The 12,647-nt window shown below is 35.1% G+C and carries 8 protein-coding genes and 2 pseudogenes; 6 read left to right on the top strand and 4 right to left on the bottom strand.

Going from position 1 to position 12,647, the window contains the following annotated elements:
* Nucleotides 1–14: 14 nt before the first annotated feature.
* The 3 genes from NST22_RS18710 to tagA all read right to left on the bottom strand — a co-directional run bounded on the left by NST22_RS18710 (nt 15) and on the right by tagA (nt 3,411).
* Nucleotides 15–1,343 (bottom strand): major teichoic acid biosynthesis protein C, encoded by a 1,329-nt coding sequence (locus NST22_RS18710; protein WP_003243411.1) that lies wholly within the window; start codon nt 1,341–1,343, stop codon nt 15–17.
* A gap of 119 nt (nt 1,344–1,462) precedes the next feature.
* Nucleotides 1,463–2,608 carry a teichoic acid glycerol-phosphate primase gene (gene tagB / locus NST22_RS18705; protein WP_009968271.1) on the bottom strand — a complete coding sequence of 382 codons (1,146 nt, stop codon included), beginning with the start codon at nt 2,606–2,608 and terminating at the stop codon, nt 1,463–1,465.
* Between the two features lie 32 nt (nt 2,609–2,640).
* Entirely contained in the window at nt 2,641–3,411 is a 771-nt protein-coding gene (gene tagA, locus NST22_RS18700) for an N-acetylglucosaminyldiphosphoundecaprenol N-acetyl-beta-D- mannosaminyltransferase (RefSeq protein ID WP_003227919.1), read from the bottom strand.
* A gap of 399 nt (nt 3,412–3,810) precedes the next feature.
* On the opposite strand from tagA, the gene tagD reads away from it, so the two are divergent.
* The 5 genes from tagD (at nt 3,811) to tagH (ending at nt 11,217) form a co-directional block, all read left to right on the top strand.
* A complete protein-coding gene (gene tagD / locus NST22_RS18695) occupies nt 3,811–4,200 on the top strand; it encodes a glycerol-3-phosphate cytidylyltransferase (protein WP_003227921.1) in 390 nt (129 codons plus the stop codon).
* A gap of 160 nt (nt 4,201–4,360) precedes the next feature.
* Nucleotides 4,361–6,382, top strand: a complete 2,022-nt coding sequence (tagE, locus tag NST22_RS18690; RefSeq protein ID WP_003243517.1) for a poly(glycerol-phosphate) alpha-glucosyltransferase — start codon at nt 4,361–4,363, stop codon at nt 6,380–6,382.
* A complete protein-coding gene (tagF, locus tag NST22_RS18685) occupies nt 6,382–8,622 on the top strand; it encodes a teichoic acid poly(glycerol phosphate) polymerase (protein WP_003243463.1) in 2,241 nt (746 codons plus the stop codon). The genes tagE and tagF overlap by 1 nt, the downstream gene beginning before the upstream one ends.
* A gap of 164 nt (nt 8,623–8,786) precedes the next feature.
* A complete protein-coding gene (tagG, locus tag NST22_RS18680; RefSeq protein ID WP_003227928.1) occupies nt 8,787–9,614 on the top strand; it encodes a teichoic acids export ABC transporter permease subunit TagG in 828 nt (275 codons plus the stop codon).
* A 19-nt stretch (nt 9,615–9,633) separates the two neighbouring features.
* On the top strand, nt 9,634–11,217 hold the full coding sequence (gene tagH / locus NST22_RS18675; RefSeq protein ID WP_003227930.1) for a teichoic acids export ABC transporter ATP-binding subunit TagH: 1,584 nt from the start codon (nt 9,634–9,636) through the stop codon (nt 11,215–11,217).
* Between the two features lie 38 nt (nt 11,218–11,255).
* Here tagH and NST22_RS18670 read toward each other — a convergent pair.
* Nucleotides 11,256–11,884: pseudogene (locus tag NST22_RS18670) on the bottom strand (UTP--glucose-1-phosphate uridylyltransferase); the annotation flags it as partial.
* A gap of 493 nt (nt 11,885–12,377) precedes the next feature.
* Between NST22_RS18670 and NST22_RS18665 the strand changes: the two are divergent.
* Nucleotides 12,378–12,580: pseudogene (locus NST22_RS18665) on the top strand (adenylyltransferase/cytidyltransferase family protein).
* Nucleotides 12,581–12,647 lie beyond the last annotated feature (67 nt).

Here is a 12,647-nt window from a genome sequence, read left to right as displayed (position 1 = left end):
AGCCTATTTGATTATCACACCTCAATCTTGTCCGCAACAATCATAAAAATACTCATTCTTGAAGCATTTGAGATGGCTGCATCATCGGGTCTGATTTTTGTACTCCCTTTCATAAAACCTATTTCAAGCACATTTGATTTTTCTCCGCCGGCAAAATACCAGGATCCCATTCGGATATCCTTTTGTTTTAAGCGGAAATCTCCTTCTATCGATTGATGCAGTAAACTAATATAGCGTTCATTTAATGTGACTTGCAAGTTTCCATCTGCATTGATAGTAATATTTCGGACTAAATTTGATGTGTAAGATGGTAAATAACCTGAAGTCGGAACCATCCATTTTTTGTTTTGAGCATTATACTCTAAAATGAAGGTTTGAATAAATGGTTGAAATCTTTCTGGAGGTGTATCTTGGTGCCCCACGGTTTTTAATAAAGGGGATCGAAGCATAGGTACATGATTCATGAAGTTTTCATAAGAATGGTATGCATAAATTCTGCTTATACGATTTCCTTCTTTTCCACTTGTAATTCCCACCATTAATGATTTTGCCCCAGTTTCAGGATTGGTGTACATACAGATCCCTTCCGGTTCACGGAAGTTATTCTCATATCTGGTGGACAAGTCTTTGCCAACAGTAATTTCTTTTTGCAGCACTATTTTATTATCGGAATCAAATACAGTTATGAGATTCGGATAGCTTTTGCTGTTTGTATCTCCTGTATACCAATATAAATAACCGTCATCTAAAAAGAAACCTTGTAAATAATGAAGTTCGTCAGGAATGTTAATAGTATAAAGAGGATTGTTTTTATTTGCTATTGCATCGTCCAGGTTAAAGATTGTCACCCACTGTTTATTATTATTATTTTTTGTATCGTATTGTCTAATTGCCAACTGTCTATTCTTCATATCAAGAGCAGGTGTAACCCTATGATCGAAAGGCATATTCGAGAATCGCTGAAGTTCTTTAGAATTTTCATCTAAAGTCGCGCCTGCTTTATATGGGAAACAAACTAATTCACTTTTATCTGTTTCGTTTGGTTTATCGTATAGAGACCAAATATAAATGGTGCCATTACGGTTTTCAATTCCAATATTTGTACCATGACCTCCATGTTTCAACAGCATGCTGTCTAATTGTAAACCTTCAAGAGATAGACGAGTTATGCGATAGCTTTGGGTGTTGTCTTTTCCTAATCCACTTGCGACTTGGGTTGTATAAATTTGGTGGTTTTTCTCATCGAAATTGAATGATTGAAGTACGGTTTTGTCTGCTACACGTAGTTCAGTAAATAATTTTGGCGTGATGTTGGTGAAATCAAACAGTTCTTTTTTTCTCATAAATTTACCACCTCTATTATTATTTGCTGCCATAAGCAACTAATTACATTAAAGCAAACATACGTTCGGTATTCAATAGAAAAAAGAACACTTGTTCTGTTTTGAACAAGTGTCATCATTTAGCTTATTAAATTTTCGATGAAATTCAATAAATTTTGGCTTGAATTCCCATCAGAATACTTATTCCATCTATCGGAAAAAACTTTTATTTTGGAATAATTAAATGGGGTTTGAATTTCATTTATTAATGATTCACTGTCATAGCAGGCTCTTCCAGGTATTATGGAAAGATAATTATCAACCAATCCCCGCTTCTGTTGATAAAGTTTTAAATCGTAAGTATAAAAAAGAATGGGTTTATTTAAAATCGAAAATTCAAAGGGAACAGAAGAATAGTCAGTGATTAATATGTCTGCAGCCATGAGTAGATCAAACAAGGCATAGTTAGAAACATCTTTAATATAATCACTGGAATATTTAATATCAATATTGTTCTGAATGGCGGGATGCAGCTTAACAAATAAAACATATTCTTCTTTTAACTGATGAATTAATTGTTCTTCTGTAAAAGGCAATTGAATTGATTGCATATTATAATCTCTAAACGTCGGTGCATAGAGGATTATTTTTTTTCTTTGTATGTTTAGAGTATCTGAAATTTTTTTCTTGTTTTCTCGGTAATAAGGGTCTGTTAAAGGTACACCTATTTTTAATAATTGGTTATCCTTTATTCCAAATGATTTCTTGAAGATATTTGCCATCTCTTCTGAGCCAACAGTTAAATAATCATACGAACTGTATACTTTTTGGAACCTTTTAATATCAGTTTTCGTCCGTTGCATGTTTGTAATGTCTTCCAAACCAAATTTTTTGAGTGAGCCATTTGCGTGCCATACTTGGATACATTTCGTTTGCTTCCGCTTATTTAACACACTTGTTAATAGAAAGTAATTATCTGTTATGATCACTTTACTGTTAAACATTAGGTATACAGCTTTAATGAGATGGATAGGGTTTTTTTCTTGTAATAAATATGCATCTACATTCGGGAAGCTCTCGGCAATAGCAGAGGCCTGCTGGGTATACAGGATGTTAAGTTTATAAGAGTATTGTCCTTGTTCATATTCCTCAAGAATCGCTTTTGCGTTTGCTTCGAATGAGATCAGGAGGGTCACTTTGCTTTCAGGTTTCACCCATTGCAGAAAAAAGGCGATTGCTGATAAAAAATACAAATAGCAATTCGCCAGTAGTGATCTTATTTTCATTTTTATCATCCATTTATTTGAAAGTTTTGTTTTTAAATCTGTTTTGTATGATCTTTTTCAGGCTTTGGATAGAAAGTTTTTTTGTTTTTTTCTTCTTTTAAAACCGTTAAAGCATATTTTGGGATGCTAAGCATTCTTTTCCATCGCCATGGATTCAAGATTAACCGGTAGAACCATTCTAAATTTAAACGTATCATCCAGGAAGGGGCCCGTTTGACATTACCGCTAAATACATCAAAGCTTCCTCCTAGACCTATAGATACGGCTTTAGGGAACAAGTGTCTGTAGTTATGAATGAATTTCTCTTGATGAGGATACCCTAAAGCTACGAATACCATGTCAGGATTTGCTCTTGCAATTTGTTTTGCCACTAGGGTGCGATCTTGAACATAACCGTCTGAATAACCTGCGATTTTAATGTTTGGGTATTCAGAAGAAATTTTGGATACAACACCTTTTATAACATCTTTCTTCGCACCGTACAGAAATATGCGTTTTTTCTTTTTGTTAGCAACGCCCAGAAGTTCTTTAAAAACATCGTAACCTGCGATTCGGGACTGAAGCCTGTTGTTAGTCAAACGTGACATCATGACTACACCGATCCCATCAGGCAAAATGAAGTTTGAAGAAGATAGTACATCAAAGTAGTCCCGATCTTTAATAGCTGCAAATGCAATTTCAGGGTTGACTGTGGAAATGACAGCACCAATCTTTTGATCAATATAATGTTTCTCTAGGTAATCGATAAATGATGTTAAGTTACTGTTAACATAAGGAATATTGTGAATAGTCTCTGTTTGCATGTCTGGCTCCTCCTTCCTTTAAGATTCTATTTATATAGTTAAAAACCGAGAGTTTCTAAAAGCAAAATCAAGCTACCTTATATTTTAACATAAATCTTCAACAAAGGATTAACATTATCTTTACATTAAATTTAAATATGTTTCCAATTTTACAATTGAATGAACGAATGAACAACAGACCTTGGTGCCAATGGAGTCTGAGTGTAATTACATATTTTGGAATGTTTTTCTCCTCATGAGTACTTAACCTTTTTTAGGCGGTATGCTATAATTAATGATCAGTGAAGACATACGAGAAATATGTCGATATAAGGAATACAAACAGGTTTTTAGAATTTAATCGCTAACGTCAGTAGTGTTTTTAATAGTGTTTAACATTAGGAAGGAGCGTTTCTTTAAATGAAAAAAGTTATCACATATGGAACTTTTGATTTACTGCATTGGGGTCACATTAAATTGCTTGAGCGTGCAAAGCAGCTTGGTGATTATTTAGTTGTTGCTATTTCAACGGATGAATTCAATTTACAAAAGCAAAAAAAAGCTTATCACAGCTATGAGCACCGTAAATTAATTTTAGAAACCATTCGATATGTGGACGAAGTAATTCCTGAAAAGAATTGGGAGCAAAAAAAGCAAGATATTATTGATCATAATATTGATGTTTTTGTTATGGGGGATGACTGGGAAGGTAAATTTGACTTTCTCAAAGATCAGTGTGAGGTTGTTTACCTCCCAAGAACAGAAGGCATCTCTACAACAAAGATCAAAGAGGAAATTGCTGGTTTATAATTTAGGATCCTGATATCATTGGTTCAATATCTAATTAAAGTACTTCTTATTGAAATAAGAAGTACTTTTTGATGCTTACATTGATTTTTGTGACTAAAGTATCCGGGTAGATATAAATTTCAATGATCATATATTCTAGATGCCGAAAGGGAGTAAAAAATTGTCTTTACATGCGGTGAGTGAATCTAATATAAAACAAATTCCTGACATGGATTATTATTTTATCTCTGGTGGACTGCCAAGTAATTATGGCGGTCTGACGAAATCATTATTATTGCGTTCAAAATTATTTGGAGAAGAGTGTAACCAAAACACCTTTTTCTTAACGTTTCGTTTTGATTTAGAGTTGTCTTCAAAAATTGATGAATTGTACAGCAACGGTAAGATTGATAAAAAATTCACAAGTGTTATTAATCTATTCGATGATTTTTTAAGTGTTAGAACAAATGGGAAAAGATCATACGAAGAAAGGATAGGCCTTGACCAGATAAAAAAGCAAGTTGGAATGGGGAAATTTGCAAAAACTCTGTTGAGATTGTTTGGTAAGAAGAACAATGAAATGTCTGTAGTTTACTACGGAGATGGAGAAACTATCCGGTACGTCGACTATTGGAATGATAAAAACCAGCTCATAAAGAGAGAGGAATATACGAAGAACGGAAACTTAGTTCTCGTTACTCATTATGATGTGCAGCTAAACAAGATGTATCTGCAGGAATATATTAATGACCAAAATCAAGTATATTTAGACAAACTCTATGTATGGAACAATGAAGAAAAAGATGTTCAATTATCTCATATTATTTGGTACTCCCTTGAGGGTGAGATAAAAGTAAAAGATGAATCGGAACTGCGTCAATATTGGATAGAATATCTGCAAAAACAAAATGATAAACCTAAGTTGTTTTTAGTGGACAGCAGACCGCAAGACAAACATGTCTTTAAAGTGAAAAAATCACCTTCTTCCTATTATGGAGCAATTATTCATAACAAGCATTACGGCAGCAATAAATATCAAATTAAGGGTCGCTATAAAGAAGTATTTAGTCAGATGTATAATTTGGATGCTGTCTTTTTTATAACTGAGGAGCAGCTAGAAGATTTTAAATTGATTTCAGGGGAACAAGAGACGTTTTTCTTTACTCCGCATACAATTGATAAGCCTCTTGATCCCGCTGTATTGAATGTGCCGAGTGAAAAATACAAAGCTGTCATTATTTCAAGACTTGCATCTATGAAAAATCTGATACATGCAGTAAAAGCATTTAGTTTAGTCGTGAAAGAAATTCCTGAAGCAAAACTTGATATATTCGGATCGGGTGAAGATTTCGAAAAAATAAAAAAAGAAATTGAAGATACCAAACTGCAGAACAATGTCTTTTTGAAAGGCTATACGGATAACCCTGACTCAGAGTTTCAAAAAGCTTGGCTAACCATTTCAACCTCTCATTTTGAAGGGTTCGGTCTATCAAATATGGAGGCACTGAGCAATGGATGTCCAGTTGTAACATACGATTATGATTACGGAGCAAGGAGCTTAGTTACTGACGGAGCAAATGGATATGTCATTGAACAGTATAATATAGAGAAATTGGGTCAAGCTATTATCTCTTTGATGAAAGATGAAAGTACTCATCAAAAATTTTCAGAACAAGCTTTTAAAATGGCTGAAAAATATTCAAGACCCAACTATATTGAAAATTGGGCTTTTGCTCTTAATCAGATGATTGAGGTGCGAATAGAAAGAGAGAAGTTCTCTAAAAAGGTTGGAAAAAAAGATCCTTCTATTAGTTCCTATACTGAGGATTTTGATAAAACTAAAATAGAAATTGACATTGAGAATTTTGATCATAATGATATTAAAAAAATACGTTTAGTGGGCTTGGACAGAAAGAATAAGGCTGAAATTATTTCAACAAACTTACAAAATGATCAACTGTTTGTAATTGATCTCGAAAAAGATGTAAATATTGAAAAGATAGCTGCTAATAAAACCCAAGTTATTGATTTTTATATTGTTTTCAATGCAAATGGCCATATTAAAACAATGCGAAGACTTTCGAGTGAAGAAACAAAATTGTCAGGAAACAGTATAGATACTAATAATGGCTATAGAGTAGAGCCCTATACAACAGTTAAAGGCAATTTCTCTTGGAGGGTCACGGAAATAAAAGAGAGTTAATGTCCTTAGTAGTTGACACTAATAAAAGGAAGCAAAAAGGAAAGAGCTTTTATACAGAGGAGCAGAAAAAAGTAATGATTGAAAACACTGTGATTAAATGTATTTTGAAAAGCTTGAAAAACAATTTAGGAAGTCTTGAATTGTTAATCTCAATTGATTCAGAACACCAATTTTTAGAGGATTACCAGTTATTTTTAAAGCTGAAAGAGAGACGTTCAGGAACGGAATCTGAATTTCCGCTTCAAAACACTGGCTCATTAGAGTATAAAACTGAGATAAATGCTCATGTTTTGCCTATGCCTGTTGAAATGGGACAAACATATGATTTTTATGTCGAATTTCGAAAAAAATATGAAGATGCGGAGCAGGAACCACTCTTGAAGCGTCTTTCTGCTGAAGTAAATTCAATTGAGCGCGCCTTTCATGTCGATCAAACCACAGAACTTTTGATTTTACCTTATACAACTGATAAAGGCAACTTTTCTATTAAGGTGAAAAGAGAGGCCAAAATCATCAGATTTGATCAAATCGAGATTAGCTCTGAAGAAATAAGCATAACAGGTTATGCGGGGTACCTGAGTTCCGAAAATCAATATCGGATAAAAAACTTGAACCTTATTTTAAAAAAGGGTGGAGAAACACCTATTGAGGAAAAATTTCCAATCAAGCTAGAAAGAAAAACACATGGCCTGGAAAACATGAGAGCAGATGGTTTTGTTCCGGAACTGTATGATTTTGAAGTGAAAGTGCCTTTGAAAGAAATTCCTTTCTCAAATGAAAAACGTTATGTTTATCGTCTTTTTATGGAGTATATATGCAATGACGATGAAGGAACGGATATTCAGTTCAACAGCACTGCTCTTGTTTTAGGAGATCGAAAAAACAAATTAAAAGGATTAGTAAGTATTATTAAAACAAACAACGCACCAGTTCGTTATGAAGTCTTTAAGAAAAAGAAAAAGCAGACTCTAGGTATCAGAGTAAACGACTATAGCCTGAAAACAAGGATGAAATACTTTATTAAAGGAAAGAAGAAGAGATTAGTATCAAAAATAAAAAAGATCACAAAAATGAGAAACAAGTTAATCACTAAAACATACAAATCTCTATTCATGATGGCTAGCAGAATGCCAGTTAAAAGGAAAACAGTCATTTTTGAAAGTTTTAATGGGAAACAATACAGTTGTAATCCGAGAGCGATTTACGAATATATGCGGGAAAACCACCCTGAGTATAAAATGTATTGGAGTGTAAATAAACAATATTCAGCGCCTTTTGATGAAAAGGGAATTCCTTACATTAATCGCCTCTCATTAAAATGGCTCTTCGCTATGGCAAGAGCTGAGTATTGGGTTGTTAACAGCCGGCTTCCATTATGGATTCCGAAACCTAGTCATACAACATATTTACAAACATGGCATGGCACACCTTTAAAAAGACTTGCAATGGATATGGAAGAAGTCCATATGCCTGGTACAAACACCAAAAAATATAAAAGGAATTTTATCAAGGAAGCTTCTAATTGGGATTACTTGATTTCCCCAAATGGTTATTCAACTGAGATCTTTACACGGGCGTTTCAGTTTAACAAGACAATGATTGAATCTGGATATCCTAGAAATGATTTTCTTCATAATGATAATAATGAGGAAACAATATCATTGATAAAGAGTAGGTTAAATATTCCTCGTGATAAAAAGGTTATTTTATATGCCCCTACATGGAGAGATGATCAGTTCTATGCAAAAGGGCGTTATAAGTTCGATCTCGATTTAGATTTGCATCAACTTAGACAAGAACTTGGAAATGAATATATTGTAATCTTAAGAATGCATTATCTGGTAGCTGAGAATTTTGATTTAGGTCCTTTTGAAGGATTTGCATATGATTTTTCTGCTTATGAGGATATTCGAGAATTGTATATGGTTTCTGATTTGCTGATTACTGATTATTCTTCAGTATTCTTTGATTTTGCAAATTTAAAACGGCCAATGCTATTCTTTGTCCCTGACATCGAAACCTACCGGGACAAGTTGCGTGGTTTCTACTTTGATTTTGAAAAAGAAGCTCCTGGTCCTTTGGTAAAAACTACTGAAGAAACGATTGAGGCTATCAAGCAGATCTCATCGCCTGATTATAAGCTTCCGGTTTCTTTTGGTCCTTTCTATGATAAGTTTTGCTATTTAGAGTCAGGACGTTCATCTGAAAAGGTTGTTAATACTGTATTTAAAGCTGAATAATTTAGGTTATTTTATAAAATGTATAGCTGTCGATTTTTCGGCAGCTTTTTAGATACTTGTTGAGAAGTGAAAAAAAATGCAGGATCTGTTACAATAATCAGCGGTGCTTTCAAATTTTAAACAGAAAGATTCCCAAAAACAATTAAGTCTAAGGAAGATAAAAAATGAATGATTTGTTGCGTATACTCAGAGAGCAAATAACGTCATTTCCTTTAATTTTAAGATTGGCGGCTTATGAAACCAAGTCTAAATATCAAATGAATTATTTAGGTGTCTTATGGCAGTTCTTAAATCCGCTTATCCAAATGCTGGCCTACTGGTTCGTATTTGGTATGGGGATTAGAAAGGGCGGTCCTGTGACAACCGGAGCGGGCGAAGTGCCTTTTATTATTTGGATGCTGGCAGGATTAATCCCATGGTTTTTCATCAGTCCAACTATACTTGATGGATCAAATAGTGTATTTAAGCGCATTAATATGGTGGCTAAAATGAACTTCCCGATTAGTTCTCTACCGTCCGTGGCAATTGCATCTAACTTATTTAGTTATATGATCATGATGGTGATTTATATCATTGTACTCCTAGTTAATGGTGTGTTCCCGAGTGTGCATTGGTTACAATATATTTATTACTTCATCTGTATGATTGCTTTTATGTTTTCGTTTAGTTTGTTTAACTCAACGATCAGTGTGCTGATTAGAGATTATCAATTTTTGCTGCAGGCCGTAACAAGACTTTTGTTTTTCTTGTTGCCAATTTTTTGGGATGTTAATGCGAAACTCGGTCAAAGCCACCCCGAATTAGTGCCTGTTCTGAAGTTGAATCCACTATTCTATATTATTGAAGGATTCCGGAACAGCTTCTTAGATGGAGCATGGTTTTTCCATGACATGAAGTACACGCTGTACTTTTGGTTGTTCACATTCCTTTTATTGTTAGTAGGTTCTATCCTGCATATGAAATTCAGAGACAAGTTTGTTGACTTTCTTTAATACGTAAGGAGATTTTACGATGAAACTAAAAGTTTCGTTTCGAAATGTTTCAAAGCAGTATCATTTGTATAAAAAACAATCGGACAAGATTAAAGGATTGTTTTTTCCGGCTAAGGATAATGGTTTTTTTGCTGTGCGGAATGTCTCCTTTGACGTGTATGAAGGGGAGACAATCGGCTTTGTAGGAATAAACGGGTCAGGAAAATCGACCATGTCTAACCTGCTGGCTAAAATTATTCCGCCGACCAGCGGTGAAATTGAAATGAACGGCCAGCCGTCGCTGATTGCGATTGCTGCCGGTTTGAATAACCAATTAACGGGCCGGGACAATGTCCGGCTCAAGTGTTTGATGATGGGGTTAACCAATAAAGAAATTGATGATATGTATGACAGCATCGTTGAATTTGCCGAGATTGGCGATTTTATTAATCAGCCGGTTAAAAACTATTCCAGCGGGATGAAGTCGCGTCTCGGTTTCGCGATCTCCGTGCATATTGATCCTGACATTTTAATTATTGACGAAGCTCTTTCTGTGGGGGACCAAACGTTTTATCAGAAGTGTGTAGACAGAATAAATGAGTTTAAAAAGCAAGGAAAAACGATTTTCTTTGTCAGCCACTCAATCGGTCAGATTGAAAAGATGTGTGACCGTGTTGCTTGGATGCACTATGGCGAGCTTCGTATGTTTGATGAAACAAAAACGGTTGTGAAAGAGTACAAAGCGTTTATTGACTGGTTTAATAAGCTATCGAAAAAAGAAAAAGAGACATATAAAAAAGAGCAGACAGAAGAGAGGAAGAAAGAAGATCCTGAAGCGTTTGCCCGTTTCCGCAAAAAGAAGAAAAAGCCGAAATCACTGGCCAATGCCATTCAAATTGCTATTTTGTCTATTCTGACTGTCTTCATGGCGGGAACGATGTTCTTTAATGCCCCGCTTCGTACAATTGCTTCGTTTGGCGCTATTCCGCAAAATGAAGTGAAGAACCATCATGGCGATGCAAAGGGCAAGTCAGAGGAACGCTTAACTGCAATCAATAAGCAAGGGTTTATAGCAAATGAAAAAGCGGCTGCTTATAAGGATCAGGGTTTGAAACAGAAGGCTGACGTTACACTGCCATTCGGTACAAAAGTAACGGTAGCTGCAAAAGGCAAACAAGCAGCGAAAATAAAGTTTGACGGGCACTCTTATTATGTGAAACAGAGCGCTGTTGCAACTAACATGAAACACGCTGAATTGCATGCCACTGCATTTACGTCTTATGTCTCGCAAAACGCAGCATCTTCCTATGAATACTTTCTGAAATTCCTAGGAGACAGCAGCACCAGCATTCAATCGAAATTGAATGGTTATACTGAAGGAAATAAGGCTGACGGCAGAAAAACGCTGAATTTTGATTATGAAAAAATCAGTTATGTACTGGAGAATGATAAAGCAACAGAGCTTATTTTTCATAACATTTCTCCTATCAACCCGGCGTCACTATCCTTAAGTGATAGCGATGTATTGTATGACAGCAGCAAGAAGCGTTTTCTTGTGAATACAGATGATCAGGTTTTTGCAGTTGATAATGAAGAGCATACACTGACTTTGATGTTGAAATAAAAAAAGGCTATTGGATGAATGTCCAATAGCCTTTTTGTTTAGATTTCTTCTTTGTTTAGTAAACCTTCCATAAATGGAACGAGCTGATCGCGAAGCTCTTTATCCTGCATCGCAAATTCAAGAGTTGTTGTGATGAAGCCGAGCTTTTCACCAACATCATAACGCTTGCCTTCAAAATCGTAAGCAAACACTCTTTGAATTTCATTCAGTTTTTGAATGGCGTCTGTAAGCTGAATTTCTCCGCCGGCGCCAACCTGCTGCTCCTCTAAATACATGAAAATCTCAGGCGTGAATACGTAACGGCCTAAGATGGCAAGATTAGAAGGTGCTGTGTCTTTAGGCGGTTTTTCAATGAAGTTTTTCACCTGATAACGGCGGCCTTCACTTGTCAGCGGGGCGATGATGCCATAACAGTGTGTTTCATCTTCAGGCACTTGCTGAACACCGATAATAGAAGAAAGTGTTCTTTCATATTCATCCGTTAATTGGCGCAACCCTGGTGTGTCAGCCTGAACAATATCGTCTCCAAGCAGAAACGCAAACGGCTCATCGCCGATAAAGTTAGGCGCGAACCAGACAGCATGTCCAAGACCTTTAGGTTCTTTTTGGAGGATATAGTGAAAGAAACTTATCACTTTTTTCAGAAGTGTTCAGTTTTTCCTTTATCTAATTGATTTTCGTTTATATCATATCAACCCTCCTTTTCATCTATATATCTCCATATGTAATTCGTAGTTTAGATAAAGTCCCTTAGCCTGATAAAGACTTCACTAAATTTTACCACGAAAATTTTTAGGAACTACGTATTACAATTCCTTCACGTTTTGACGATGAAGTAATATGAGGAGGGCGTACAAAATAAATGACGCAGCAGAAAGAAAATCATTACACTTGAAAACGCGACAAAAAGAATTGACTCTTCCGGAATAGAAAACTTGTTGTAATGAGTATAGATAAGATATCAGATCTGTAAAAAATACACATCAATGCAACGATATTGTCAAAAAGTGCTGATGATTTACATTTTTAAAGAGCCTTAACTTTTATAGGAACATATGCTATTATTGTTTATTATTAATGGAACGTAAAAAATATGTCGAAATGATAAACAATCAGTTAAGGATTTTTGTTTTTTCTAAGTTGGAAAAGGTTGGAAGGTGATGTTATCTAATGAAGAAAGTGATACGTACGGAATGTTTGATTTATTTCACTATGGACATATGAAGCTACTGGAAAGAGCAAAAGAACCTGGGATTACTTAATCGTACGATTGTCTACAAAGGAATACTATGAGGCCATTTACCTTACAAGAATAGCAGGCATTTCAACTACCCAAATCAGAAAAGATATGGCTAGTTTATAGAAGCACTAACTAAAAGAGGCTTGAAGTAAATTCAGTTGCTTCTTTTTTTCTTGTTTGCGTAAATATT

Origin of the sequence: Bacillus sp. PS237 (genome assembly GCF_037963345.1) — a bacterium.
In the GTDB taxonomy this organism is placed as follows: Bacteria; Bacillota; Bacilli; order Bacillales; family Bacillaceae; genus Bacillus; species Bacillus subtilis.
The sequence above is the reverse complement of the archived record's forward strand: the minus strand, read 5'-3'. Positions and strand labels throughout refer to the sequence as shown.